This window comes from Streptomyces sp. NPDC088124, from assembly GCF_040685895.1.
Classification (GTDB): domain Bacteria; phylum Actinomycetota; class Actinomycetes; order Streptomycetales; family Streptomycetaceae; genus Streptomyces.
This window is the reverse complement of the sequence record NZ_JBFBJB010000027.1, coordinates 68236-92878: the sequence shown is the minus strand read 5'-3', so window position 1 is coordinate 92878 and position 24643 is coordinate 68236. Positions and strand designations below refer to the sequence as shown.

The 24643-nt window shown below is 70.3% G+C and carries 24 protein-coding genes, 1 tRNA gene and 1 pseudogene; 7 read left to right on the top strand and 19 right to left on the bottom strand.

The genetic code is table 11. The annotated features are described in order from the left end of the window. Nucleotides 1–16: 16 nt before the first annotated feature. The 9 genes from AB0P17_RS23080 to AB0P17_RS23040 form a co-directional block, all read right to left on the bottom strand. Nucleotides 17–1489: an MFS transporter gene (locus AB0P17_RS23080; RefSeq protein WP_365813755.1), complete on the bottom strand. Its 1473-nt coding sequence runs from the start codon at nucleotides 1487–1489 to the stop codon at nucleotides 17–19. A 330-nt stretch (nucleotides 1490–1819) separates the two neighbouring features. Further along, a complete protein-coding gene (locus AB0P17_RS23075) occupies nucleotides 1820–2500 on the bottom strand; it encodes a DedA family protein (RefSeq protein ID WP_365813754.1) in 681 nt (226 codons plus the stop codon). Between the two features lie 118 nt (nucleotides 2501–2618). Next, nucleotides 2619–3131 carry a hypothetical protein gene (locus AB0P17_RS23070; RefSeq protein ID WP_365813753.1) on the bottom strand — a complete coding sequence of 171 codons (513 nt, stop codon included), beginning with the start codon at nucleotides 3129–3131 and terminating at the stop codon, nucleotides 2619–2621. Nucleotide 3132: 1 nt separating this feature from the next. Next, nucleotides 3133–3321: a hypothetical protein gene (locus AB0P17_RS23065; RefSeq protein WP_365813752.1), complete on the bottom strand. Its 189-nt coding sequence runs from the start codon at nucleotides 3319–3321 to the stop codon at nucleotides 3133–3135. A gap of 175 nt (nucleotides 3322–3496) precedes the next feature. Beyond that, a complete protein-coding gene (locus tag AB0P17_RS23060) occupies nucleotides 3497–4672 on the bottom strand; it encodes an FAD-dependent oxidoreductase (protein ID WP_365813751.1) in 1176 nt (391 codons plus the stop codon). Continuing rightward, nucleotides 4669–4866, bottom strand: a complete 198-nt coding sequence (locus AB0P17_RS23055; protein WP_365813750.1) for a ferredoxin — start codon at nucleotides 4864–4866, stop codon at nucleotides 4669–4671. The genes AB0P17_RS23060 and AB0P17_RS23055 overlap by 4 nt, the downstream gene beginning before the upstream one ends. Nucleotides 4867–4937: 71 nt before the next feature. Next, nucleotides 4938–6164 (bottom strand): cytochrome P450, encoded by a 1227-nt coding sequence (locus AB0P17_RS23050; RefSeq protein ID WP_365813749.1) that lies wholly within the window; start codon nucleotides 6162–6164, stop codon nucleotides 4938–4940. A gap of 127 nt (nucleotides 6165–6291) precedes the next feature. Beyond that, a complete protein-coding gene (locus AB0P17_RS23045) occupies nucleotides 6292–6597 on the bottom strand; it encodes a hypothetical protein (protein WP_365813748.1) in 306 nt (101 codons plus the stop codon). Next, nucleotides 6594–7799 carry a cytochrome P450 gene (locus AB0P17_RS23040; protein ID WP_365813747.1) on the bottom strand — a complete coding sequence of 402 codons (1206 nt, stop codon included), beginning with the start codon at nucleotides 7797–7799 and terminating at the stop codon, nucleotides 6594–6596. Before AB0P17_RS23040 ends, AB0P17_RS23045 begins: the two co-directional genes overlap by 4 nt. Nucleotides 7800–8032: 233 nt before the next feature. Between AB0P17_RS23040 and AB0P17_RS23035 the strand changes: the two genes are divergently transcribed. Then, on the top strand, nucleotides 8033–8662 hold the full coding sequence (locus tag AB0P17_RS23035; protein ID WP_365813746.1) for a helix-turn-helix domain-containing protein: 630 nt from the start codon (nucleotides 8033–8035) through the stop codon (nucleotides 8660–8662). Nucleotides 8663–8999: 337 nt separating this feature from the next. Then, nucleotides 9000–9788 (top strand): annotated as a pseudogene (locus AB0P17_RS23030) (tyrosine-type recombinase/integrase); the annotation flags it as partial. Between the two features lie 44 nt (nucleotides 9789–9832). Here AB0P17_RS23030 and AB0P17_RS23025 read toward each other — a convergent pair. Next, nucleotides 9833–9906, bottom strand: a tRNA-Thr gene (locus AB0P17_RS23025). Between the two features lie 203 nt (nucleotides 9907–10109). Between AB0P17_RS23025 and ugpC the strand changes: the two genes are divergently transcribed. The 3 genes from ugpC to AB0P17_RS23010 all read left to right on the top strand — a co-directional run bounded on the left by ugpC (nucleotide 10110) and on the right by AB0P17_RS23010 (nucleotide 12740). After that, nucleotides 10110–11234, top strand: a complete 1125-nt coding sequence (gene ugpC / locus AB0P17_RS23020; protein WP_365813745.1) for a sn-glycerol-3-phosphate ABC transporter ATP-binding protein UgpC — start codon at nucleotides 10110–10112, stop codon at nucleotides 11232–11234. Between the two features lie 296 nt (nucleotides 11235–11530). Next, on the top strand, nucleotides 11531–11953 hold the full coding sequence (locus tag AB0P17_RS23015; protein WP_365813744.1) for a hypothetical protein: 423 nt from the start codon (nucleotides 11531–11533) through the stop codon (nucleotides 11951–11953). A 70-nt stretch (nucleotides 11954–12023) separates the two neighbouring features. Further along, complete coding sequence (locus AB0P17_RS23010) at nucleotides 12024–12740, top strand: nucleotidyltransferase family protein (RefSeq protein WP_365813742.1); 717 nt, start codon at nucleotides 12024–12026, stop codon at nucleotides 12738–12740. A 130-nt stretch (nucleotides 12741–12870) separates the two neighbouring features. Here the strand turns inward: AB0P17_RS23010 and AB0P17_RS23005 are convergent, their stop codons facing one another. The 7 genes from AB0P17_RS23005 to AB0P17_RS22975 all read right to left on the bottom strand — a co-directional run bounded on the left by AB0P17_RS23005 (nucleotide 12871) and on the right by AB0P17_RS22975 (nucleotide 20181). Then, nucleotides 12871–14658, bottom strand: a complete 1788-nt coding sequence (locus AB0P17_RS23005; protein ID WP_365813740.1) for a DoxX family protein — start codon at nucleotides 14656–14658, stop codon at nucleotides 12871–12873. A gap of 83 nt (nucleotides 14659–14741) precedes the next feature. Beyond that, nucleotides 14742–15692, bottom strand: a complete 951-nt coding sequence (gene rlmB, locus AB0P17_RS23000) for a 23S rRNA (guanosine(2251)-2'-O)-methyltransferase RlmB (RefSeq protein ID WP_365813738.1) — start codon at nucleotides 15690–15692, stop codon at nucleotides 14742–14744. A gap of 125 nt (nucleotides 15693–15817) precedes the next feature. Next, nucleotides 15818–17233, bottom strand: a complete 1416-nt coding sequence (gene cysS, locus AB0P17_RS22995) for a cysteine--tRNA ligase (protein WP_365813736.1) — start codon at nucleotides 17231–17233, stop codon at nucleotides 15818–15820. A gap of 161 nt (nucleotides 17234–17394) precedes the next feature. Then, nucleotides 17395–17799 (bottom strand): PPOX class F420-dependent oxidoreductase, encoded by a 405-nt coding sequence (locus AB0P17_RS22990; RefSeq protein ID WP_365813734.1) that lies wholly within the window; start codon nucleotides 17797–17799, stop codon nucleotides 17395–17397. Between the two features lie 134 nt (nucleotides 17800–17933). Beyond that, the gene (gene ispF / locus AB0P17_RS22985; protein WP_365813732.1) at nucleotides 17934–18488 is read right to left on the bottom strand and encodes a 2-C-methyl-D-erythritol 2,4-cyclodiphosphate synthase; all 555 of its coding nucleotides are present in this window, start codon (nucleotides 18486–18488) and stop codon (nucleotides 17934–17936) included. Then, nucleotides 18478–19224, bottom strand: a complete 747-nt coding sequence (gene ispD, locus AB0P17_RS22980; protein ID WP_365813791.1) for a 2-C-methyl-D-erythritol 4-phosphate cytidylyltransferase — start codon at nucleotides 19222–19224, stop codon at nucleotides 18478–18480. The genes ispF and ispD overlap by 11 nt, the downstream gene beginning before the upstream one ends. A gap of 474 nt (nucleotides 19225–19698) precedes the next feature. Then, the gene (locus AB0P17_RS22975; protein WP_003953493.1) at nucleotides 19699–20181 is read right to left on the bottom strand and encodes a CarD family transcriptional regulator; all 483 of its coding nucleotides are present in this window, start codon (nucleotides 20179–20181) and stop codon (nucleotides 19699–19701) included. Between the two features lie 693 nt (nucleotides 20182–20874). Here AB0P17_RS22975 and AB0P17_RS22970 point away from each other — a divergent pair. Continuing rightward, nucleotides 20875–21573 carry a DUF461 domain-containing protein gene (locus AB0P17_RS22970; RefSeq protein ID WP_365813730.1) on the top strand — a complete coding sequence of 233 codons (699 nt, stop codon included), beginning with the start codon at nucleotides 20875–20877 and terminating at the stop codon, nucleotides 21571–21573. 123 nt (nucleotides 21574–21696) lie between these two features. Here AB0P17_RS22970 and AB0P17_RS22965 read toward each other — a convergent pair whose 3' ends face one another. Continuing rightward, nucleotides 21697–22377 carry a response regulator transcription factor gene (locus AB0P17_RS22965; protein WP_046498012.1) on the bottom strand — a complete coding sequence of 227 codons (681 nt, stop codon included), beginning with the start codon at nucleotides 22375–22377 and terminating at the stop codon, nucleotides 21697–21699. Then, the gene (locus AB0P17_RS22960) at nucleotides 22374–23756 is read right to left on the bottom strand and encodes an ATP-binding protein (RefSeq protein WP_365813790.1); all 1383 of its coding nucleotides are present in this window, start codon (nucleotides 23754–23756) and stop codon (nucleotides 22374–22376) included. Before AB0P17_RS22960 ends, AB0P17_RS22965 begins: the two co-directional genes overlap by 4 nt. A 196-nt stretch (nucleotides 23757–23952) precedes the next feature. On the opposite strand from AB0P17_RS22960, the gene phoU reads away from it, so the two are divergent. Continuing rightward, nucleotides 23953–24633 (top strand): phosphate signaling complex protein PhoU, encoded by a 681-nt coding sequence (gene phoU, locus AB0P17_RS22955; RefSeq protein WP_365813728.1) that lies wholly within the window; start codon nucleotides 23953–23955, stop codon nucleotides 24631–24633. Nucleotides 24634–24643 lie beyond the last annotated feature (10 nt).

Sequence of the window (24643 nt, the reverse complement as noted above, 5' to 3'; positions counted from 1 at the left end):
GCCTCGAAGCGGTGCCCTACTCCGCCCCTGCTGCCTTCGCGGCGGCCGGCTCCGCCGGGGCAGGGCCCCCCGTCGGCGGTCTGCGGGGGATGAGGCTCGCGAGGGTGAAGGTGAGGGCACCGGCCCCGGCGCCCAGGGCCAGGACGGCCCGCAGGCCGTTCTCCGTCGGGATGTGCACGCCGTGGAAATCGGTGGTCATGTGGGCCAGGATCAGACCGGCGACGGCGCTGGAGACGGTCGTACCGATGGAACGCATGAGTGCGTTGAGGCCGTTGGCGGCGGCGGTCTCGGCCACCGGCACGGCTTCCATGATCAGCGCGGGCAGCGCGCCGTAGGCGAAGCCCACTCCGGTCGCCACGATGCAGGAGGCCACGATGACCTGCCAGATCCCGGACATCATCACCATGGTGATGAGGTAGCCCACTGCCACGATCGCGGACCCGATCATGAGGGTCACCTTCGGCCCCTTGCTCCTGGTGATGCGCGCTCCGTACGGAGAGACCGCCATCATCACCAGGCCCTGCGGGGCCATGACCAGGCCGGTGACGATCAGGGACCTGCCCAGACCGTAGCCGGTGGCCTCAGGCATCTGGAGCAGTTGCGGCAGCGCCATGTTCATCGAGAACAGGACGAGGCCCAGCGCCAGCGCGGCGAGGTGGGTGAGCAGTATCTGTGGTCGTGCGGTGGTGCGCAGGTCCACCAGGGGCTGCGGCGTCCGCAGTTGGAACCAGCCCCACAGCGGCAGCACGATCACGACCACGGCGAACAGGGAGAGGACCGTGCCACTCCTCCATCCCCAGTCCTGGCCCTTGGAGACCGCGAGCAGCAGGCAGACCAGGCCCAGCGCCATGCCGACCGCCCCCGTCAGATCGAAGCGCCCGCCCGTACGCGCCCCCGACTCGGGCACCAGCAGGACGACGAGTCCGGCGGAGACGGCGCTGAGGACCGCGGAGGCCCAGAACAGTACGTGCCAGTCGAAGTTGTCGACTATGACCGCGGAGACAGGCAGGCCCAGGGCGGCGCCGACGCCGAGGGAGCCGACCATCGCCGACATCGCCGCGGGCAGTCTCTCGGCGGGCAGTACCTCGCGCATGATGCTCACGCCCAGCGGCACCACGCCCGCCGCCAGGCCCTGCAACGCCCGGCCGACGATCATCGGAGCGAGGGAGTCGCTCAGCGCGCAGACCACCGAGCCCGCCAGCATCAGGCAGATGCCGAGCAGGAGCATGCGCCGCTTGCCGTACATGTCGCCGAGCCGGCCCGCCACGGGGGTGGCGACAGCGCCGCACAGCAGCGTGGCCGTGAGGGCCCAGGCGGTGTCCGAAGCCTTGGCGTCCAGCAGTTGGGGCAGGAGGGGAACGATCGGGATCACCAGGGTCTGCGTCAACGCGCCGATGATTCCGGTGAGGGTGAGGGCCGCCACCATGGCGTCCAGCCGCGGTGGCGGGGAATTCTGTGCCTGGGCGGCCGACGGGTGTGTTCTGGACATGGGTGGGTCTCCGTGTGTCTGGTGCGGGCTGAAAGCGGCCGCGACGGGCTGGGGTGGGGGTTCCTCCTGTGAGCCTTGGCCCGTGTGCGCCGGCCTGGAGCGCGTTGGTCACCAGTGCGTCGTGCCAGGGGGTGCGGGTCGCCGGCCTTGGCGGCACGCCGACGGCCAGGACTCCTGTCGGCGTCCCGCCGGTGCGGTATGCGGCCACGTACCGGCGCTCGGTCCGCATCGGTGCCCCGAAGAGCGGGTTGTGCCGGCAAGCGACATCGCCTGCCCCGTACAGGTTCGGCGCGGCACGGCAGTACGCGTGCCTCTTTCCCCGCGGCCACCTCACCCGGATGTGTTCGTTTCGACGTTCGCGGTCGCTGCGTTCTTCCGGCGTCGGTTGCGGCGCCTGAGGAAGAGGGGGACACCCACGGCGAGGGCGCCGAAGAAGACATACGGAACGTAACCCATGATGTCGACCACTCGGTGCCAGTTATCGCCGAGCAGGTATCCGGAGCCCAGCAGAACGGCGTTCCATATCAGGCTGCCGATCGAGGAGAGGAGCACGAACTTCGGCAGCGCCATCCGCTCGACCCCGGCCGGTATGGAGATGATGGGACGGACGACGGGCAGCATCCGGCCGAACAACACCGCCTTGGCGCCGTGCCGGGCGAACCATGCCTCGGCGCGGTCGACGGTTTCCGGCTTGATGCCCGGGACCTTCACCAGCAGCGCTCGCGCGCGGTCGCGGCCGAGCCGCGCGCCGAGCGTGTACTGGAAGAGACTGCCCGCGACCACTCCCGCGGCGGCGCAGACGATGGCGACGACGATGTTGATGGCGCCCTGGCTGGCGGTGTACCCGATCATCGGCAGCAGCACGTCGACGGGGAGGGCCCCGAAAACCAAGCTGTCCAGGGCGGTGAGCACCCCGACCCCCAGCCCGCCGAGTGCGTCGATCACATCGAATGCCCAGCCGGCCACGCCCCCTGTCGGTTCGCCGGTGGTCTGGGCGAGGTACAGCATCATGTGTTTCCTCCGGGAGATTTCGACAGCAATATGCGCTGAGGGACCGTGAGTGTGCTGGAGGCAGGGGCGTGTGAGGGTGCTGGAACGAGAGCCGCTGCTCCGTGGCCCCTACTCGGCGTCAGTGGCGGCCTTTCCCGCGGCCGTGCCCGCAGGCGCGGGTGCTTCCGCGGAGTTGGCATCCGACCGCCGGCGGGAGATGAAGGGCGCGCAGGCCAGGGAGACGACGGCGGCATCCACCGATCGCCAGGACGGTGCGCGGGCCGTTCCGGAGCGGCAGCGTAACGCCGTCGAAGTCGATGGTGTGGTGAGGGATCACGCCAGCCACGGCGCTGGAGACGGAGGTGCCGATGGACCGCGTGAGGGTGTTGAGACCGACGGTGACGGCGGTCCCGGACACGGGCACGGCGTCCATGATGAGCGTCGGCAAGGTGCCCGGGGCGCAGCCGACTCCGATGGCGAGGGCGCAGGGCGCGGCGACGGGACGGCCCAGGGAACCACCGACGCCGAAGGAGCCGTACCTCACGGCGGTGGCCGTGGCGATCCTGTCCGCGGGCAGAACGTCGCGCATGATGCTGACGCCCACCACCATGAAGGCGCCCCGGGCCGGCGGCATGCGGCGGTTGCCGTACATGTCACCGAGCCGTCCCGTCACCGGTGGTGGCGAGGGCCGCGCACAGCAGGGTGGCGGTGACCGCCCAGGCGGTGTCCGTCGGCGGGGCGCCCAGCGACCGGGGCAGGAGGGGAACGATCGGGAACAGCAAGCTTTGTACGAACGCGACCGCCGTCCCGGCGAGCGTAAGGACCGCCACGACCGTGGTCACTCGTGAGGGTACGGAATTCCCCGCCTCGACAGTGGGGGGACATAGCGGGGACATGGAAAGGGCCTCCGTGTGGGGGAGCCGGTGGGGACGGCGAAACGGAAAGCATGTTGGCGGTCACAGGGCTGGGCGCGTCCTACGGGGCTCCACAGCCCTGTGTCACGTAGACGTGTGTCGCCTACGGCCGATTCGGAACGGCGTCGTGCCAGGCGGCGCGGATGGCGATGATCTGCCGCCATTGCCGGACGGCCTTGGCCGGCATGCCGACCGCGAGGGCTCCGGTGATCCGGTCGCCGGAGCGGTACACGGCCAGGAAGCGGCGCTCGGCCAAGTTCCCTTCGACGACGGCGACTTCGTCATGGCCGCGCAAGTAGCCGTACGCCTGGATCTTCATGTCGTACTGGTCGGACCAGAAGTACGGCACCGGCGTGAACGGTTTGCGCGCCCCGGGAGCGGCGAGCAGGTTGCGGGCGGCGGCCATGCCCTGCTCGGCCGCGTTGGTGCGGTGCTCGATCCGCATCGAGGTGCCGAACAGGGGGTTGTACCAGCGGGCGACGTCCCCGGCCGCGTACACGTCCGGCGCGGCCTGGCAGTACTCGTCGCAGACCACGCCGTCGTCGACCGTAAGACCGCTGCCGACCAGCCAGCCGGTGTTCGGCAGTGAGCCGATCGCGGCCAGGATCTCGTCGCCCTCGACGACCTCGCCGCCCGCCAGCCGCACCCCGTCCTCGGTCACCTCCGTGACGGTGGTCCCGCACCGCAGCTCCACGCCCCGCTCCCGGTGAGCCTGTGCCAGCGCGTGCCCCACCTCACGGCCCACCGCATGCGCCAGCGGTACCGGCGCCGGCTCCAGCAAGGTCACTTGAGCGCCCAGCATCGACGCCACCGCCGCTGCCTCCGCCCCCAGGAATCCGGCCCCGACCACGACCAGCCGCCGTCCCGGTCCTATCCGGTCCCGCAGGGCGAGCGCGTCGTCGAGGGTGCGCAGGACGTGGGCGGCACGGACACCGGGAAGGCGCCGTGGCCGTACGCCGGTCGCGACGAGCAGCCGGTCGTACGGCACCGTCGAGCCGTCCGCCAGCCGCACCAGACGTCCGGCGGGGTCGAGGCCGGCCGCGGCGACGCCGAGCCGCAGGTCGAGGCCGAGGGCGGCCAGGTCCTCCGGAGTCCGCAGGGCCGTCCTGTCGGCGTCCCACTTCCCGGACAGGACCTGCTTGGACAGCGGCGGCCGGTCGTAGGGCGGGCGGGGTTCGTCGCCGACCAGGGTCAGCGTGCCGTCGTAGCCCTCCCGGCGCAGTGTCTCGGCCGCCGCCAGCCCGGCGGCCGAGGCACCGACGATCACAATTCGTTTCACAGCTCGGCCAGGCGGATCGCCGCGGCCGGGCAGACGGCTATGGCCTCCCGCACGCTGTCCAGGAGTTCGGCGGCGGGATGCTCTTCCAGCACCACGGCGACGCCGTCCTCGTCCCGTTGGTCGAACACCTCAGGGGCGACCACTACACACTGTCCGGCCGCGACGCATTTCGGTTCGTCCAGCTCCACACGCATGGTTCTTTTCCTCGGTTCTTCAGGGGGTGGGGACTTCAGGAAGTGGTCTCTCAGGGGTGGCGGTCTCGCGGCTACCAGGCGACGGGCAGCTCGTGCACGCCGTAGACCACCATGTCGTGCCGGAAACGCACCTCTTCCAGGGGTGCGGCCAGACGCAGGTCCGGCAGCCTGCGCAGCAGCGCGGGCAGGGCCTCCTGCAGTTCCACGCGGGCGAGGGACTGGCCGAGGCACTGGTGGACGCCGTGTCCGAAGGCCACGTGTCCGCGGGCGTCGCGGTCGAGGTCCAGGGCGTCGGCGGTCTCGAAGACAACGTCCCGGTTGGCGGAGGGCAGACCGGAGACCAGCATCTCGCCCTCCCGCACGAGGTGACCGCCGACGTCGAGGTCCTCGGTCGCCACGCGCACGAGCATGTCCTGGGCGATCGTCAGGTACCGCAGCAGTTCCTCGACGGCGCCGGCGACCACCTTCGGATCATCGGTGTCCCGGATGCGGGCGGCCTGCCCGGGGTTCTCCAGCAGGGCCAGCGTCCCCAGCGCGATCATGTTGGCCGTGGTCTCATGCCCTGCGTGCAGGATGACCATGCCGTTCATGGCCACGTCGTGATGGGTGAGCTCTCCGGTGACCACCCGCTCGGTGATCAGCCGGCTGATGAGGTCGTCCCCCGGCTCGCGCTCCTTGCGCTTCACCAAGTCCAGGAGGTAGCCGAACAGTTCACCGCTCGCCGCTTTCCTCTCCTCCTGCGGGGTTGCCTTGCGCATCAGCGTGGCGCTGCGTGTCTGGAAGAAGGTGTGGTCGTCGTAGGGCACCCCGAGCAGCATCGAGATCACCAGGGAGGGAATCGGCAGCGCGTACGCGCGCACCAGGTCCGCCGGCGATCCTGCGGCGATCATCTCCTCCAGGAACCGGTTGACCAGCGACCGGACGTGCGGCCGCATCGCCTCGACCCGCTTGACCGTGAACTCGCCGGTGAGGGTGCGCCGGATGCGGGAGTGCTCGGGGTCGTCCATCCGCGGGAACGCCTGCGGCTGGCCGTGCTGCTGGGTCTCCATCAGCTGCGGGTAGCGATGTCCGTCGGCGCTGAGCCGCGGATCGCCCAGTAGCTGCTTGACATCGTCGTACCGGGTGACCGCCCAGGCGATGCGGCCATTGCTCAGCCGCACCCGGGTCAGCCCGTCGGCGCGCCGCCAACCTGCCTGCACGGGGGGCGGGTCGAAGGGGCAGCCGGGAGAACGGGTGCCAGGGTAGTCCGGAAGATCGGTGCCGTCGTTCGGCTGGGTCTGGTCGGTCGCCGTACTCATGGTTACTCCTGTGGGGGAGGGAGGGGTGGACGAGCAGTGATCCGCCGGAGCAGGGCGTGCAAGGCGCCTGCTCATGGCCTCGGTCTCGTCCCGGGATCCGGTCGAGGTGGCCGTACGTCCTCAGCCGTCAGTGCCGGTGGGGTAGGCCCGCGTGCGGCCGACGAAGAACCGCGCGGCCTGGGCCGGCACTCGCGCTGCATACCTCACGGACCCGGGGCGGGCAGTCCTCGTGGGCCGGCAAGGCGACCACGGGCGAGACCAGCGCCGGGTCGAGGCCGCGGGTGAGGGTGTTCATCATCTCCAGGGCCGCCGGATCGGCGGGGCTGCCGTCCGTGCCGCCGATCCGCGCGTCCGCCCGGGATCCCGCGAGCATGCGGGTGGCGGCGACCGGGGCGACGGCGGTTCGGCGGGGCGCCCGGGTCGTGTCCGTCACCAGGCGATCGGCAGCGCGTGGACGCCGTAGACGCTCATGTCGCTGCGGAACCTGATCTCCTCCGGCGGCACCGCGAGACGCAGGCCGGGCAGCCGGCGCAGGAGCACGGGCAGGGCGATCTCGAGTTCGGCACGGGCCAGGACCTGTCCGAGGCACTGGTGCACGCCGTGTCCGAAAGCCACGTGTCCGCGGGCGTCGCGCTCGATGTCGAGGCGGTCGGGGTCGCTGACGAAGCCGGGATCCCAGTTGGCTGACGAGAGGTTCATGACCAGGAGGTCACCGGCGCGGACGAGCTGGCCACCGATCTCGATGTCCTCCTTGGCCACTCGGGTGACCAGGCTGTGCACGATCGTGAGGTGGCGCAGGAGCTCCTCCACCGCAGACGAGACCACCTTCGGGTCGTCCGTGTCACGGATCCGCGCGAGCGCGTCCGGGTTCTCCAGCAGCGTGAGGGTGCCCAGCGCGATCATGTTCGCGGTGGTCTCGTGCCCGGCGTTGAGGAGGATGAAGCCGTTCACCGCCAAGGTCTCGCGGCTCAGCTGCCCTTCCTGGAGGTGCTCGCGTGCGACGCGGCTGATCAGGGCGTCGTCCGGTTCGCGTTCCTTCTTCCCGATGAGGTCGAGCAGATAGACGAAGAGCGACCCTCTGGCCTTCTGCCTCTCCTCCTCCGTGGCGGTGCGGCTCATCAGGACGGAGGTGATGTCCTGGAAGAAGGCGTGGTCGTCGTAGGGCACCCCCAACAGCATGGAGATCACCAGGGAGGGAATCGGCAGCGCGTACGCCTGGACCAGGTCGGCGGGGCTGCCGGAGGCCACCATGGTGTCGATGAACTCGTTCGCCATCTCCTCGATCCGCGGGCGCATGGCCTGTACCCGCTTGACCGTGAAGTCCTTGGTCAGCATGCGGCGCAACCGAGCGTGTTCGGGGTCGTCCATCCGGGGAAACATCTGGGCGCCGGGGCCCATGCTGATCTGCTGTATCGGGACCTCTGCGCTGATCCGCGGATCCGTCATCGCGGCCGTCACGTCCTCGTACCGGCTCACGGCCCAGGCGGCGTGGCCTCTGAAGTTCACCCGGCGCAGACCACCCATCTCACGCCACTCCCGGTACTCGGGGGCGGGAGCCAGAGGACAGCGTGCGTCGCGGTCACCGGGGAAGACCGGAAGACCGATGACGTCGTCGGTGTCGGTCGTGGTGGGCATGAGACCTCCTGGAGCGTCGTGGGGGAAGGCGCCGAGGTACTGCTGAGCGAGCCGTCGTGACCTGGAAGAACGCAGAGGCACTACGCACGTCGTGGGCAGCGCGCCGCGCTCGGCGTTCACCACTCACCGGATCACCGCGAACCGACGTACGGCAAGAACTGGCAGCTGGCCGCCATTTCCATGGTGCACCTTGCGCAAGTGGCAGTCAACCGCCTCTTTGTTACTCTGTTCCCGTGGCCACCGATCCCGAGCGACTCCTGCGGACCGACGCGGCCCGCAACGTGGAGCGAATCCTCCGCTCCGCCCGCAAAGTCTTCACAGAGAGCGGCCCCGACGCGCAGTTGGACGAGATCGCCCGACACGCGGGGGTCGGCAGCAGAACGCTCTACCGGCGTTTTCCCAACAAAGCCGTCCTCGCGAAGGCCGCCTTGGAGCAGGGCATCGCCGAGTACATCGCTCCCGCCATCGAACAGGCGCTCCTCGATGACGACCCGCTACGTGCCCTCACCTCCGTCATCGACGCCGCCATGGGGCTGGCCACCCACGAGCACAACACTCTGGCCGCCGCGAGAAGAGCCGGCGCCGTCATCTCGGACGCGATCGGCCCGTACTACGCATCGCTGACCCTGCTCACTCGGCGTGCCCAGGAGGCCGGACGCATCCGCGCCGACCTCGCCCCGGAGGACCTGCCCAGAATCATGGCCATGCTCTTCAGTCTGCTGTGGACCATGGACCCGGCCAGCGAAGGCTGGCGCCGCTACCTCTTCCTCATCCTCGACGGCATGTCACCGGCGGCGGCGACTCCTCTTCCCGAGCCCGTTCCGCTACGGCCGTCATCGCAACCCAGAAACTGGCCAATCTGACGCGAGGGTCGAACGGCGCCCTTCGGCGGGACTTGGCACGGAGGAGGCGCGAGCCACTGGTGGGTGCTTGCACTACGGGCCTGTGGTGATCTCGCCCTGACCTTCACCTCAGGAACGCAAGCAGGTACTCGACGAAGACCAGGGCACCTTCACGGCGGGAAAGCGACGCCTCGCGGGCGCCTGCGGAACCTGGCGGGGAACGTCTGCGACGTAGGTACGAGGCCTACGGCTACGTTCAGTACATTCGCCGTCGGCTGCCGTCGACACGAAGGCACAGCCTGACCTTTTCCCTGACGGGCTTACAACTCAAGCTGGCGCAAGTAATACGTGCGTTGACTTCCGGCAGGGCGAGGCCCTGGGGCTCCGCTGGAAGTACGTCGACCTCGAAGGAGAGATGTTCCACCCCCAGTGGCAGCTCCAACGCCTCACCTGGCGCCACGGATGCGACGACCCGCACGCCTGCGGCCACCGTCTCCACCGCTTCGAGCCGTGCCCGGCGGACTGCCCGACACACAAGGGGTACACCCGCGGTTGCCCAATGCCCTGCGCGAAGACATGCGCGAGGCACGCGAGCACCTGTCCGGAGCGGAAGGGCGGTGGACTCGTCTTCACTCGTCCGAAGACGAAGAAGAGCAGGAACTCCGTGCCGATCCCGCCGCCCTTCGTTCCCTATCTGCGTAAGCACAGGAAACAGCGAGAAGCGCTACGCGCCGCCGCCGGCGACGTGTGGCAGGAGCACGACGCGGTGTTCACCAGGCCGGACGGCCGCCCTCTCGATCCCCGCCAGGACTGGGAAGAGTTCAAGGAACTGTTGGCGGAAGCCGGGATCGACGACCGTCGCCTCTACGACGGAAGCCGCCACACCGCCGGCACGATCCTGAACGAACTGGGGGTGGACATCGTCACCATCATGGAGATTCTCCGGCACACCCAGATCAGCCAGACCCGCCGGTACGTCAAGGGCCGATCTCACCTCTCGAAGGACGCCATGCAACGCATGGGCGACACCTTCATGCCCCAGCCCGGACCCTCAGCTGAATCCCCGGTCGAACCCCCGACTGAGACCAGGACTGAGACCACGGCCAGCCGATCGGCCCGCGCCCGGCGCCGCCGCCGCATCCGATAACACAAAGCCCCAGGTCACGGAACACGTGACCTGGGGCTCACCGGAGCCCCCTGTCGGATTCGAACCGACGACCTACGCATTACAAGTGCGTTGCTCTGGCCAGCTGAGCTAAGGAGGCGTGTCCGAGAAGTGTAACCGGACCCGATCACCGGTCCGCCGGAAATTTCGTGCGTACGGGAGTGCTGACAGATCGCGGAACGGCGGGTAGCGTCACGGGAAGTTCACCCACGTGGACTAGACCCATCTTCCGCTCCGGCGGGAGACCCATTCCTTTACTCGGATCGTCCGGCACGTTCCTGCCGGTGAGGGGACAACATCGCCATGGCTACTGTCTCGTTCGACAAGGCAACCCGCGTCTACCCGGGCTCCACGAAGCCCGCCGTCGACCAGCTGGAGATCGAGATCGAGGATGGCGAGTTCCTCGTCCTCGTCGGTCCCTCCGGTTGTGGCAAGTCGACCTCCCTGCGCATGCTCGCGGGTCTTGAGGACGTCAACGGCGGCGCCATCCGTATCGGTGAGCGTGACGTCACGCACCTGCCGCCGAAGGACCGGGACATCGCGATGGTGTTCCAGAACTACGCGCTCTACCCGCACATGTCCGTCGCCGACAACATGGGCTTCGCGCTCAAGATCGCCGGCGTGAACAAGGCGGACATCCGCAAGAAGGTCGAAGAGGCCGCGAAGATCCTCGACCTCACCGACTACCTGGACCGCAAGCCGAAGGCGCTCTCCGGTGGTCAGCGGCAGCGTGTCGCGATGGGGCGGGCCATCGTGCGGGAGCCGCAGGTGTTCCTCATGGACGAGCCGCTGTCGAACCTCGACGCCAAGCTCCGTGTCTCCACCCGTACGCAGATCGCCTCGCTCCAGCGCCGCCTCGGCATCACCACGGTGTACGTGACCCACGACCAGGTCGAGGCCATGACCATGGGCGACCGGGTCGCGGTCCTCAAGGACGGGCTGCTCCAGCAGGTCGACTCGCCGCGCAACATGTACGACCGGCCCAACAACCTCTTCGTCGCCGGCTTCATCGGCTCCCCCGCCATGAACCTGGTCGAGGTGCCGATCACCGATGGCGGTGTGAAGTTCGGCAACAGCGTCGTGCCGGTCTCCCGCGAGGCGCTCTCCGCCGCGTCGGAGAAGGGTGACAAGACCGTCACCGTCGGTGTCCGCCCCGAGCACTTCGACATCGCCGAGGAGGGCGGCACCGAGGGCGCGCTCTCCAAGGACGCCCCGGCCGGTCTCGCCGTCACCGTCAACGTCGTCGAGGAGCTGGGCGCCGACGGTTACGTGTACGGCACCGCCGAGGTCGGCGGCGAGTCCAAGGAGGTCGTCGTCCGGGTCAACGGCCGTGCCGTGCCGGACAAGGGCGCCAAGCTGCACGTCGTGCCGCGCGCGGGCGAGACGCACGTCTTCTCGACCTCCACCGGTGAGCGCCTCACCGACTGATCCGACAGATCCGACCGATCCGTCCGGTCCGACTGATACGTCGAACCGGCCGATCCGGCCCCAGAGGTGTGGAGTTCGGCGCGCCCGCGCCGCACTCCGGCCCGATTTCCTCCGCACGGCCCCGTACTCCGGTACGGGGCCGTCGGCGTATCCTGTCGGACGCCCGCAAATTCCTCCGCATACCGGGCATTTCAGATCGGCCGCGTCAACCCTCGATTCGAAAAAACCGATCGAACCATCCCTCAAGCGAGTGACTAAATGTCGCCAAATCATCACTGACCGCTACGCTCACCTGCGTGACCCACACTGCCCGCCGTATCGGCCGAACTCTCGCATTCGTACTGCCCGTCGTCCTGGTGCTCTCCGGGACCCTCGCGGTCGCCCGTGTTCCGTGGGCGACCAGCACCACCGACTCGCAGGTCCTGACGGCCTCCTCCGACACCGCCTCCGTACCGGCCAAGTCCCGCGCCCCCCAGGATGTTCTCCGCGACCAGCTGCTCACGGAGCTTCAGGAGAAGGATCCGGGGATCGCCCTGACGCACCTCCAGCGGCAGGTCGAGGAGCGCCCGTCGCTCGCGCGGCACTGCGTCTCGATCGCCCGCGCGCTCGGCCGCGCCGCGGTCGCCGTCTACGGCCCGACCCGCGCACAGTCGTTCTCCCGCCCCGTGTGCGACACGTCCTTCGCGTACGGCGTCTCCGAGCAGGCCACGGGGAGCTGATCCCGCGCACCGGCCGCCCGGGCACCGGCCGCCCGGGCACCGGTCGGCCGGCCCGCCTATCGTTCACGGCATGCATACGTATCCGACGCAGGCCGTGGTACTCGCGGGCGGCCAGGGGTCGCGGCTGCGGCCGTACACCGACGACCGCCCCAAGCCGATGGTCGAGATCCCCGGGACGGGGACCCCGATCATCGGCCATCAGCTTGCCTGGCTCGCCGCCGAGGGCGTGACCGATGCCGTCGTCTCGTGCGGCCATCTCGCCGAGGTGCTCCAGAAGTGGCTGGACTCGGCCGACCTCCCGCTGCGGGTCACCACCGTGGTGGAGGAGGAGCCCCTGGGGCGCGGCGGCGGCCTCAAGCACGCCGCGGCCGGGCTGCCGGACCCCGGGCGGCCCTGGTATGCCACCAACGGCGACATCTGGACGCGCTTCTCGCTGCGCGAGATGGCCGCCTTCCACTTCGAGCGCGACGCGACCGCCACCCTCGCGCTCGCCCGGCCGCGGATCCCCTGGGGGGCCGTCGAGACCGACGAGTTCGGCCATGTCCTCGACTTCATCGAGTCCCCGCCGTCGCCGTATCTCATCAACGCGGGTGTGTACGTGTTCTCCGAGGACTTCCACGAGCTGCTGCCGGACCGCGGCGACCACGAGCGGACCACGTTCCCCCGGCTGGCCCGGGAGCGCCGCCTCGCGGGCTTCCCGCTGCCCCACGGGGCGTACTGGCGCGCCATCGACACCGCGAAGGACCTCACGGAGGCGGCGAAGGAGCTGTCCGGCGGCGCGCGCTGAGAGACGCGCCCCCGAAGAAGAGAGGCGCCCCCGCGGAAGTGAGCGGACAGGCAGGAGGGGCATGCGCGAGGGGGCGGCCGCCCGGTCCGGGTGGCCGCCCCCTCGTGGAGCCGTCAGCTCGTCGGGGCCGTCAGCCGAGGAGTCCCCCGATGGGGTTACGGTTTCCGCCGCCGCTCCCGCCTCCGGAGGAGCCGGTGGCCGGCGCGCCCCCGTCGCCGCCGCCCCCGCCGCTCCCGTCGCCCGAACCGCCCGTGGAGGACGGCCCCTGGCTGCTGGACGGCGGCGGGGCCTGCTCGGCCGTACCGGGCGGCTCCTGGACCGTGCCCTGGGGCTGGCTGGGCTGCTGCTGTTGCCGCTGCGTCTGTCCGGTGCCCGTCCCCGTACCCGCCGTACCGGTCCCGGTGGTCGCGCCGCCGCTCTCCGGCGTCGTACCGCCGCCCGGCTCCGACTGCCGCGCCGACGGGCTGCCGGAGCTGGTCGCCGAGGGCTCCGACGACGTACCACTGGTGGCGCCCGCGCTGCTCGGCGAGCCGGACGCGCCGGCCGTGGCGCCGCGCTGGTTCCGCGGCAGCGGTACGCCCGGCAGCTGGTTGACCGGGTCGACGCCCTGGCCCGGCACCCGTACCAGGTCCGAGGAGCGTACGGCCCCGCCCAGCACCGAGCCGACCAGCAGCGTCAGCCCGATGACCACGCTCGCCACGATCGCGCCCCTGCGCAGCACGCGCCGCCGCAGGTCCCAGAGTTCGGAGCGCGGTCCGAGCGTGCGCCACGCCTCGCTCGCGAGCCGCCCGTCGACGGAGTAGACCGGCGCGCCCGCGATGATCAGCGGGGACCAGGCGGCCAGATAGATGATGTCGGGCGCGTCGTACGCCGGTACGGTCCGCCAGCTCACCGTCAGCAGCAGCGCGGCCGACAGCAGCGTCCCGACGGAGGCGGCGAGCCGCTGCCACAGCCCGAGCACGGTCAGGACGCCGACCACGATCTGGAGGAAGGCGACGCTGAGGCCCGCGCCGACCGGGTGCGAGAGCGCGAAGTCCCGCAGCGGCTCCGCCAGCGCCCACGGGTGCAGCGAGCTGAGCCACTTGACCATGGAGCCGCGCTCGCCGCCGTCGAAGTAGACGGGGTCGCAGAGCTTGCCCATGCCCGCGTAGATCGAGATGAAGCCGAGGAAGACGCGGAGCGGGAGCAGCACCACGCCGAGGTTCATCCGGCGGCCGGGGTAGTAGGCGTGCCGGACGGAGTCGGCGCCGCTCCGCTGGGTGCGCGGGCGGTCGTCGGTGTCGTACCCGAGGTCGGTGTCGTACCCGAGGTCGGTGTCGTACCCGAGATCGGTGTCGTCGGCGTAGGCGTCGTCGGCAGCGGTCACGGGGGCGTAGGGCCCGCCCCGGCCGGCGCCCGGTCGCGGGCCCGTGTTCTGCTCGGGCAGGTCGTACGCGCCGACCGCCTGGCGCATGGGCGGCAGCAGCGGCGTGGCCTCCGTACGGGGGCCGCCGACGACTGGGGTCGGCACGGTCGTCTCGGTGTCGGCGCCCGGCCTGAGCCGGGGAATGACCTGCGTGGCGCCGGCTTCGTACCGCTTCCCGGCGGGGGCGCGGTGGGCGCCGCCCGCCGGTGGTGCCGGTACCGGTGGGGAGTTCCGTACGGCCCGGAGCAGCCCGCTCGCGCCGGGGTCGCCCGGCGCGGACTTCCCGCTCCAGACGACGGGGGCCCGCCTCCGTGGCGACCGGCCCGGCGCGGTGGGCGCCGCACCGGTCAGGCCAGGGATGCGCAGGGGGCTGGGGCGCTGAGGCGTTGCGAGCTTCACCCGGAAGCTGGCGTGGTTCACGATGACCTGCGCGGGATCGCAGTCCACCTTGAGCATGCTCAGCGGGGGCTGATCGTCGAACCCGGGCCGGGGCGTTCTGGTGTCCACACTCATCTAACCGAGTGACTTGTGTTTAGGACACTGCCTTGACGCGCGCGATATGTCCGAGACCCGTCAAGATCATCAAGCGGCGCCGTTCAGACCCGGCGCCGCGACGCCTCGTACAGCACCACACCCGCCGCGACGCCCGCGTTCAGCGACTCCGCGCCGCCCGGCATCGGGATCCGTACGCGGAAGTCGCACGTCTCGCCCACCAGCCGGGACAGGCCCTTGCCCTCGCTGCCGACCACGATCACGACCGGGCCGCCCAGCGCCTCCAGGTCGCCGACCTCCGCCTCGCCGTCCGCCGCGAGACCGACGACCGTGATGCCGGCCTTCTGGTACGCCTCCAGCGTCCGGGTGAGGTTGGTGCAGCGGGCGACCGGCGTGCGCGCCGCCGTGCCGGCCGAGGACTTCCAGGCACCGGCCGTCATCCCGGCGGCGCGGCGCTCCGGTACGACGACGCCGTGGCCGCCGAAGGCGGAGACGGAGCGGACGACCGCGCCCAGGTTGCGCGGGTCCGTCACCCCGTCGAGCGCGACGATCAGCGGGTCCTCGCCGTTGTCGAAGGCCGCGGCGGCGAGGTCGTCCGGGTGCGCGTACTCGTACGGCGGGACCTGGAGGACGAGCCCCTGGTGGTTGAGGCCGTTCGTCATCCGGTCCAGCTCGGGCTTGGGCGCCTCCATGAGGTGGATGCCGCCGCGGTCCGCCGCGAGCTGGAGCGCCTCGCGGACGCGCTCGTCGTTGTCGATGAACTGCTGCACGTAGAGCATCGAGGCGGGCACGCCGTCGCGCAGCGCCTCGAAGACCGGGTTACGGCCGACGACCATCTCGCTGGTGCCCTTGCCGCCGCGCCGGGCGACCTGGCGGCGGGCCGTCTGCTTGGCCTTGGCGTTGGCGACGCGGTTCTGGACATGCCCCTTGCGCGCGGACGCGGGCGGCGTCGGGCCCTTCCCCTCCAGGCCGCGGCGTCGCTTGCCACCGCTGCCGACCTGCGCGCCCTTCTTGTTGGACGTACGGCGGTTCCTGCGCTGGCTGTTCCCGGCCATGACCTACCTGTTTCATTGCTTTCGTTACGCGGCTACGCGGCGCTTCAGCTGCGCGGCGTTCATACGTTTTATGTCAGGGTACGTAAGTGTGCCGCCCGGACCACCGGGCGGCACACTTCAGCAGGTCAGCGCGGTCCCAGAGTCCACCGCGGACCCGAGGGCCCGTCCTCGATGACCAGCCCGGTCTGCTGGAGCTGGTCCCGGATCCCGTCCGCCGTGCCCCAGTCCTTGCGGCCCCGCGCCGCCTCGCGCTGCTCCAGCACGAGGCGTACGAGCGTGTCCACGACGCCGTGCAGACTTTTGAGAGATCCCGTGTCGCCGCGGTCGGCCTCGCCGGCCCAGTGCGGGTCGAGCGGGTCCAGGCCGAGGACGCCGAGCATGGCCCGTACCTCCGCGAGCCGGGCGACGGCGGCTTCCTTGTCGTCGGCGGCGAGCGCGGAGTTGCCCTGGCGGACGGTGGTGTGGACGATCGCGAGAGCCTGCGGGACGCCCAGGTCGTCGTCCATGGCCTCGGCGAAGGCGGGCGGCACCTCGCGGGCCGGAGCGACAACCTTCCCCGCTTTTTCGGTGACCCTCTGCGCGAAGCCCTCGATCCGCGCGAACGCGGACTCGGCCTCGCGCAGGGCCTCCTCGCTGTACTCGATCATCGAGCGGTAGTGCGGGGTGCCGAGGTAGTAGCGCAGCACGATGGGGCGCCACTGCTTGACCATCTCGGAGACCAGCACCGAGTTCTTGAGCGACTTGGACATCTTCTCGCCGCTCATGGTGACCCACGCGTTGTGCACCCAGTACTTCGCGAACTCGTCGCCGTACGCCTTGGCCTGCGCGATCTCGTTCTCGTGGTGCGGGAAGATCAGGTCGATGCCGCCGCCGTGGATGTCGAAGGCCTGGCCCAGGTACTTGTGGGCCATCGCCGAGCACTCCAGGTGCCAGCCGGGCCGGCCGCGGCCCCAGGGCGTCTCCCAGGACGGCTCGCCGGGCTTGGCGGCCTTCCACATCGCGAAGTCGCGCTGGTCGCGCTTGCCGGTCTCGCCCTCGCCGGAGGGCTGGCGCAGATCGTCCAGGTCCTGGTTGGACAGCTCCAGATAGCCGGGGAAGGACCGGACGTCGAAGTAGACGTTGCCGTCGGCCTCGTACGCGTGACCGCGCTCGATCAGACCGCGCATCATCTCGATCATCTCGGTGATGTGGCCGGTGGCGCGCGGCTCGTACGTGGGCGGCAGGCAGCCGAGCGCGTCGTAACCGGAGTTGAAGGCGCGCTCGTTCTCGTAGCCGATGGACCACCACGGGCGGCCCTGTTCGGCCGACTTGGCGATGATCTTGTCGTCGATGTCCGTGACGTTGCGGATGAACGTCACGTCGAAGCCGCGGTGCTCGAACCAGCGGCGCATGATGTCGAAGTTCAGTCCCGACCGGATGTGCCCGATGTGCGGTGCGGCCTGCACGGTGGCGCCACACAGGTAGATCGAGACACAGCCCGGGACGAGCGGGGTGAAGTCACGGATCTGCCGGGCACCGGTGTCGTACAGCCGAATAGTCACGCCACAAGGGTAGTGCGCCCGGGGCAGTGCCCCGCGACCCTTTGGGCCGACGGGACACCGAAGCGTGACATTGATGACCCGTCGGCTCCCTGCGCACGGCATCGGAGCACGTCCGGGAGGAACCTCCGCGGGCCGTCCGGCGGAGGGCCTCCGCGGCGGGCTCAGACCCTGCCGACGACCTTGCGGGGCGTGATACGGACGACGACGCGCTCGGCGTCGCTCGCGGCGTCCGGGTTGAAGTCGGCGTACGGCTTGCCCGTGTACTTCAGGGACAGCTCGTTGATCAGCTCCTGGCCGCCCTCGGTGGTGAGGGTCGCCGCGCCGCGGATCTCCGCGTAGGTGTACGGGGCGTCGGCGGGCTGGACGACCACGGTCGCCCGCGGGTCGCGGCGCAGGTTCTTCTCCTTCTGGCGGTCGACCGTCGTGGAGATCAGTACGTCGTCGCCGTCCCGTTTCACCCATACAGGGGAAACCTGCGGGCTGCCGTCCGGCTGGATGGTGGCGATGTTGACGAATACCGGGGTGTCGAGAAGCTGCTTGAGATTTTCGGAGAGTTCAGCGGTCATGACTGCCTTCCTGCTGCCTGCTGCTGCCGTTCGGTTGACGCATACCCGACGATCATCGCCCGACCCGGACACCCACGCCGTATTTCGCTCCGTTCGGGTCCTCGGTGCGCCGGACCGCCGCTTCGTCCGGGCCCTCAGTCCGCCGGGCCCGTACGGACCACCAGCGCCGTGGCGATCGCGGCCAGTCCCTCGCCGCGCCCGGTGAAGCCGAGGCCGTCGGAGGTCGCCGCCGAGACCGCGACCGGCGCGCCGACCGCCTCGGAGAGCACCCGCTGCGCCTCGTCCCTGCGCTTGCCGATCTTCGGCCGGGTGCCGACGACCTGAACGGCGACGTTGCCGACCGTGAAGCCCTCGGCACGGACGATCCTGGCCGCCTCCTTGAGGAGGGTCACGCCGGGGGCTCCGGACCACTCGGGGCGGCCCGTGCCGAAGTGCGCTCCGAGGTCGCCCAGGCCCGCGGCGGAGAAGAGCGCGTTGCAGGCGGCGTGTGCGACCACGTCCGCGTCGGAGTGGCCGGCCAGGCCGGGGCCCTCGCCCTCCCAGAGCAGCCCCGCGCACCACAGCTCGCGGCCCTCCTCGAAGGCGTGGATGTCGGTGCCGATCCCCACCCGCGGCAGCGGTGGCACGGGCGCGGCGGGCGGTGCGGGAGGCCGGGGGGCGGAGGCTTCCCCGGGGCGCTCAGAAGCCATCGGTGAGCCTCCTCCGGGCGAGAACCGCCTCGGCCAGCACCAGATCCAGCGGCCTGGTCACCTTGAACGCCTCCTCGTGTCCTGGCACGACCACCACGGGCGCGCCGAGCCGCTCGACCATACCGGCGCAGTCCGTCGCCCCCTCGCCCACCTGCGCCACCGTCCGGTGCGCGCGCTCCAGCGTGGCGCGGTCGAAGCCCTGCGGGGTCTGTACGGCGCGCAGCAGGGCCCGCTCGGGCGTGGCGACGACCGGTTCCGGCTCGCCCTTCTCCCGCGGCTCGACCTGCTTGACGGTGTCGGTGAGGGGCAGTGCGGGGACGACCGCGGGCGCCCCGTCCCGTACGGCCTCGACCACGGTGTCCACGGTCTCGACCGGGACCAGCGGACGGGCCGCGTCATGGACGAGCACGCTGGTGATGGCGTCGGGCAGGGCGTCGATGCCGAGCCGTACGGACTCCTGGCGGGTCTCGCCGCCGGGTACGACGAGGTAGTCGGTGCGCTCGGGCAGGGCGTGCGCGTCGAGCAGGTGCTTCACCTCGGGCGCGCCGTCCGGCGGTGCCACCACGACGACGAGCGAGACGGCGCGCGAGGCGGCCATCGCGCGGACGGCGTGGATCAGCATCGGTGTGCCGCCCAGCGCGCGCAGCGCCTTGGGGGCGCCGGGGCCGAGCCGTACGCCCCGGCCCGCGGCGGGGATCACCGCGGCGGTGCGGTGGGGGCGGGGTTCCTCGGACATCGCGAGGGGTTCCTCAGACATCGCTATGCACTCCGGCGGGTTTTGTTCCGGCTCTTTGTTCCGGCGTTTGATCCGGTGTTTGATCGGGTCTTTGTTCCGGCAGGTTTGTTTCCGCGGCCGACATGGGTAGGGGCTCAGCGAGCCGGGCGCGACGCCTTGACCGGACCCTTCCGTGACCCATGGTCGAGACGATCGCCGCCCCGGCCGCCCAGGGGCTTCGGCGTCGGATATTTCGGCCGGACATCTCGAACGCACGACGCGCCGCGCAGGACGCGCGATGCGACATCCACGGGCACGCGGAGACACGAACATGCCGCAGTGCCCGACGACTCAGCTTTTCTCCAAAGCCGGCCAACGGGCACCACGGCATTCACTGCTTCACTTCACATCGCCCGTGCTGCGTACGTACTGCCGCGTACGTACCGGGTGCGTGCTGCCTGCGTCGCGCGTCGCGTTCAGTTCAGGACTTCTGGTTCAGGACGCGAGGACCTCGTCGAGCAGAGCCTCGGCCTTGTCTTCGTTCGTGTTCTCCGCGAGAGCCAGCTCGCTGACAAGGATCTGCCGCGCCTTGGCGAGCATGCGCTTCTCACCTGCGGAGAGTCCGCGCTCACGCTCCCTGCGCCACAGGTCGCGGACCACTTCGGCGACCTTGATGACATCGCCGGAGGCGAGCTTCTCGAGATTTGCCTTGTAGCGACGGGACCAGTTCGTCGGCTCTTCCGCGTACGGCGCCCTGAGCACCTCGAAGACCCGGTCCAGCCCGTCCTGACCAACCACATCGCGCACGCCGACGAACTCCGCATTGTCCGCCGGTACACGCACCGTCAAGTCGCCCTGGGCGACCTTGAGCACCAAGTAGGTCTTGTCCACGCCTTTGATCTGGCGAGTTTCGATGGCCTCGATCAGCGCGGCCCCGTGATGGGGATAGACCACGGTGTCGCCAACCTTGAACGTCATGTGACAGGTACCCCTTCCGTGGCTATCCAGGGTAACACGAGAATGGCATCTTCTGAATGGCGTTTTCGCAGGTCAGGGCGCATCTCGGGGCTTGACAACAGCGCCAGGAACGTGCTGCGGGCGGCTTCCGGAAGGGGGTATTCGCAGGTCGGAGCCGCTGCGCGGGGGCGCCGAAACGCCCACGTTACGCACCACGCGACCCCCTCAGAAGAGGACTAACGTCCCGTTTTGCCGGTTTCCGGCGACTGAACTTCCCGTACCGCGTTCGGACGTCGGTCACCCGTACGAACGTAAGTACGGCGCGGGCGCGGCGGAAGTACGACGGAAGTGTGAGGGAATCCGAATTCGATCACCGTCGCACGCGCGACGGTATTCGTAAGGAATGCGGGACGGTCCGGAGAATTGATCACCGGATTTATGTGAACGGCGCGCGAAACGACATGCCGTTCCGCACGACTAATCGATCATCGGCGGTGGCGGCGGGACGACCGGAGCGAGCGGGAAACGCACCGGTGACGCCGGGAGGCGGGTCGGGTGCGGGGCGGCGGAGGCGGCTCGGTAACCTGAGGGCGCCGACGCACCTTTGGCCCGTCCTGAGGTTCTCGGCCCGCTCCACGCACCACCGCGGTACGCGGCAGCGCACCGCACGCCCCAGCCTCCGTCCGTCCGTACGTCCTAGGAGTTGCCGCCGCCGTGAGCCGCAGCCTTCGACGCGGCGTCCTCGCCGCTACTGCCCTCGTGTTCCCGCTTGCCTCGCTCTCCGCGTGCGGCGCCGGCAACAACGCGCAGACGCTCGGCGTCAAGCCGGACAACGCCGCCACGACCGTCGAGAAGATCAGCCTCCAGAACATCACGGTGCTCACCCAGCCCGACGCGAGCGCCGCGGGTCCCGCGGTCGTCACCGGCACCGTCTTCAACAACGACACGAGCGCGCAGACCCTCGACTCGGTGAAGCTCCCGGGCACCAGCGCCACGGTGAAGCTCACGCCCGCCAAGGGCTCGGGGCCGATCACCGTCCCGGCGCTCGGCTCGGTCCAGCTCGGCGGCGCGGGCAACGCCTCGGCGGTGGTCGAGAACGGCCGCGAGGCCGCGAAGAACGGCGACGCCCAGCAGGTCGTGTTCTCGTTCAGCAAGACGGGCGAGGTGGGGCTGCGCGCCTTCGTCTTCCCGTCGGAGAGCTTCTTCACGGGCGTCGGCCCCAGCACGTCGCCGTCCCCGTCGGGCTCGACGTCCCCGGCGGCCGGTGCGCCGGGCGAGGACGCGGCGGGGTCCTCGTCGGGCTCCCCGTCCGGCTCCGCCTCCGCCTCGACGGAGACCGGCACGGACGCGGGCACCGGCACCGGCACCGAAGCCGGCACGGGCACGGAAGCCGACACGGGCACGGCCCACTAGGGCAGGCGTGACGGCACAGCTGATACGGCGTTGGCGCCGGCCCGGGGTTCCGGGCCGGCGCCAACGCCGTATCGGCCGTATCGGCTGTGCCGAGCGATCCCGCGGGACGCGCGGGGCCCGGTTCTACGGCTCGAACTTGTAGCCCAGTCCCCGCACCGTCACCAGGTACCGGGGGGCGCCCGGGTCCGGCTCGATCTTGGCGCGCAGGCGCTTGACGTGGACGTCGAGGGTCTTGGTGTCCCCCACGTAGTCCGCGCCCCAGACCCGGTCGATGAGCTGCATACGGGTCAGCACCCGGCCCGCGTTGCGCAGCAGCATCTCCAGCAGGTCGAACTCCTTGAGCGGGAGGTCGACCTTGCCGCCGGAGACGGTGACGACGTGACGGTCCACGTCCATCCGGACCGGGCCGGCCTCCAGGGCCGCCGGGGTGACCTCCTCCGGCTCGCCGCGGCGGCGCAGGACCGCGCGGATGCGGGCCACCAGCTCCCGCGAGGAGAAGGGCTTGGTCACGTAGTCGTCGGCTCCTATTTCCAGGCCGACGACCTTGTCGATCTCGCTGTCCTTGGCGGTCACCATGATCACCGGGACGTTCGACCTGCCGCGCAGCTGGCGGCAGACCTCGGTGCCCGGCAGTCCGGGCAGCATCAGGTCGAGGAGGACGAGGTCGGCGCCGTTGCGTTCGAACTCGTCGAGCCCCGCGGGCCCGGTGGTCGCGATGGCGACCTCGAAGCCTTCCTTGCGGAGCATGTAGGACAGGGCGTCGCTGAAGGATTCCTCATCCTCGACGACGAGCACTCGGGTCACGGAAGGACCTCCGGGGCAGGAATCACGGTCGGGGAATCCAGCCGAAGGCTGCGGCTGGTGTCTGTCGCGGTGTCGTCCGTACCGCTGTCGGTGTCGTTGCCGGTGTCCCTGACGGCGACGGCGGGTATGCCGGTGCCGGTGTCGGGGCCCGCCTCGGCGGCTGTGTCGGCAACAGTGTCGTAGGGGGCGCGGTCGTCTTCGTCCTGCCCGGTGGGTGTGCGGTCCCGTCCGGCGCCCGCCTCAGGCAGCCTCAGGGTGAAGGTGGAGCCCTGACCTTCCGAACTCCACACCGTGACCTCCCCGCCGTGCGAGGCGGCCACATGCTTGACGATGGCCAGGCCGAGGCCCGTACCACCGGTGGCCCGGGAGCGGGCCGGGTCGACGCGGTAGAAGCGCTCGAAGATCCGCTCCCGGTCCTTCTCGGAGATACCTATGCCCTGGTCGGTCACGGCTATCTCGATCAGGTCCCCGCCGGTGGCGGAGACCCGGTGCGCGGCGATGCCGACGCGGGTGCGGGCCGGTGAGTAGTTGACCGCGTTCTCGACGAGGTTGCCGAGCGCGGCGGCCAGCTGGCCGCGGTTTCCCCAGACCCGCAGGTCGGCCGTGCCGCCCGAGGCCATGGTGATCTGTTTGGTGGACGCGGGCTGCCGGGACCGGTCGATGGCCTCGGCGACCAGCTCGTCCACCCGTACCGACTCCGAGTCCTCCAGCGGGTCGTCGTTCTGCACCCGGGAGAGGTCGATCAGCTCCTGGACCAGATTGGTGAGGCGCGTCGCCTCGATCTGCATCCGGCCGGCGAACCGGGTGACCGCCTCGGGGTCGTCCGAGGCGTCCATGACGGCCTCGGAGAGCAGGGAGAGCGCGCCCGTGGGGGTCTTCAGTTCGTGGCTGACATTCGCCACGAAATCGCGCCGTACCGCTTCGATACGGCGGGCTTCCGTCAGGTCCTCGACCAGCAGGAGGACGAGACGGGAGCCGAGCGGGGCCACCCGGGCGGAGACGGCGAGGGCCTCGCCCCGGCCCGTGCCCCTCCGGGGGAGGTCCAGCTCCACCTGTCGTATCTCGCCGTCCCTGCGGGTGTCGCGGGCCATGACCAGCATGGGCTCGACGGCGAGCTTGCCGCCCCTGACCAGGCCCAGCGCGTACGCCGCCGAGCTGGCCTTGACGACGGAGTCGCTCTCGTCGAGCACGACCGCCGAGGAGCGCAGCACCGAGAGCACGGTGTCGACGCCCGGGGGCAGCACGGCATCCGTGTGCAGTGAGCTGCGGGTCGGTCTTGCCTGGTCGCGTTCGCTCCAGCGAAACGCCAGCATGGCGATCACGCCGGTGCACACCCCGGCGATCGCTGCCAATGCGGCGACTGCCGCGTTCACGTCCATGTGTCCCAGGTTATGCGCGGCCACGGACATGCTCCCAGCCATCGAGGTGTCTCCTCGAACACTCGTCGCCCAGAGTTCACTGAGGGGAAAGTGCTGGTTCATTTGGGAGGGAGGCGCCGGACGCGTAACGGACAGAACGTGGGAGCGTAGGGCCCGGCAAGAACGTCACAGGAACGTGAAGAGAGGGACAAACCCCATGCGGGACGCGTACCACGAGGAACTGGACTCGATCGGCGAAGACCTGGTCGAGATGGCCCGGCTGGTCGGTTCCGCCATCGGGCGTGCCACCACCGCCATGCTCGACGCCGATCTGAAGCTCGCCGAGAGTGTGATCGCGGCGGACGACAAGGTCGACACGCTCCACCACGACCTGGAGGCCCGCGCCATCGCGCTGCTGGCACGGCAGCAGCCGGTCGCGACGGACCTGCGGATCGTGGTCACGTCGCTGCGGATGAGCGCCGACCTGGAGCGCGCCGGCGACCTCGCCCAGCACGTGGCCAAGCAGGCCAGGCTCCGGTTCCCGGAGTCGCCCGTGCCGCACGACCTGCACGCCACCCTGTTGGAGATGGGGCAGCTCGCGCAGCGCCTGATGGCGAAGGCCGCCGAGGTGATAGTGAGCAAGGACGTCGATCTGGCGCTCCAGCTCGAACAGGACGACGACGAGATGGACCTGCTGCACCGCACGCTCTTCCAGCACCTGATGGACGACCGCTGGAAGCACGGCATCGAGACGGCCGTGGACGTGACGCTGCTGGGCCGCTACTACGAGCGGTTCGCGGACCACGCGGTGTCGGTGGCCAAGCGGGTCGTCTACCTGGTGACGGGTGAGCACGCGGACGAGATCCAGCAGGCGGACACTCCGGTCGAGGGCGCGTAGTCGTGCAGAG

Excerpts from the sequence above, each read along its gene's own strand:
- AB0P17_RS23080 (WP_365813755.1), bottom strand. The coding sequence starts at position 1,489 with ATGTCCAGAACACACCCGTCGGCCGCCCAGGCACAGAATTCCCCGCCA.
- AB0P17_RS23075 (WP_365813754.1), bottom strand. The coding sequence starts at position 2,500 with ATGATGCTGTACCTCGCCCAGACCACCGGCGAACCGACAGGGGGCGTG.
- AB0P17_RS23070 (WP_365813753.1), bottom strand. The coding sequence starts at position 3,131 with ATGTACGGCAACCGCCGCATGCCGCCGGCCCGGGGCGCCTTCATGGTG.
- AB0P17_RS23055 (WP_365813750.1), bottom strand. The coding sequence starts at position 4,866 with ATGCGTGTGGAGCTGGACGAACCGAAATGCGTCGCGGCCGGACAGTGT.
- AB0P17_RS23050 (WP_365813749.1), bottom strand. The coding sequence starts at position 6,164 with ATGAGTACGGCGACCGACCAGACCCAGCCGAACGACGGCACCGATCTT.
- AB0P17_RS23040 (WP_365813747.1), bottom strand. The coding sequence starts at position 7,799 with ATGCCCACCACGACCGACACCGACGACGTCATCGGTCTTCCGGTCTTC.
- ugpC (WP_365813745.1), top strand. The coding sequence starts at position 10,110 with ATGGCTACTGTCTCGTTCGACAAGGCAACCCGCGTCTACCCGGGCTCC.
- AB0P17_RS23010 (WP_365813742.1), top strand. The coding sequence starts at position 12,024 with ATGCATACGTATCCGACGCAGGCCGTGGTACTCGCGGGCGGCCAGGGG.
- AB0P17_RS23005 (WP_365813740.1), bottom strand. The coding sequence starts at position 14,658 with ATGAGTGTGGACACCAGAACGCCCCGGCCCGGGTTCGACGATCAGCCC.
- rlmB (WP_365813738.1), bottom strand. The coding sequence starts at position 15,692 with ATGGCCGGGAACAGCCAGCGCAGGAACCGCCGTACGTCCAACAAGAAG.
- AB0P17_RS22990 (WP_365813734.1), bottom strand. The coding sequence starts at position 17,799 with ATGACCGCTGAACTCTCCGAAAATCTCAAGCAGCTTCTCGACACCCCG.
- ispF (WP_365813732.1), bottom strand. The coding sequence starts at position 18,488 with ATGGCTTCTGAGCGCCCCGGGGAAGCCTCCGCCCCCCGGCCTCCCGCA.
- ispD (WP_365813791.1), bottom strand. The coding sequence starts at position 19,224 with ATGTCCGAGGAACCCCGCCCCCACCGCACCGCCGCGGTGATCCCCGCC.
- AB0P17_RS22975 (WP_003953493.1), bottom strand. The coding sequence starts at position 20,181 with ATGACGTTCAAGGTTGGCGACACCGTGGTCTATCCCCATCACGGGGCC.
- AB0P17_RS22960 (WP_365813790.1), bottom strand. The coding sequence starts at position 23,756 with ATGGACGTGAACGCGGCAGTCGCCGCATTGGCAGCGATCGCCGGGGTG.
- phoU (WP_365813728.1), top strand. The coding sequence starts at position 23,953 with ATGCGGGACGCGTACCACGAGGAACTGGACTCGATCGGCGAAGACCTG.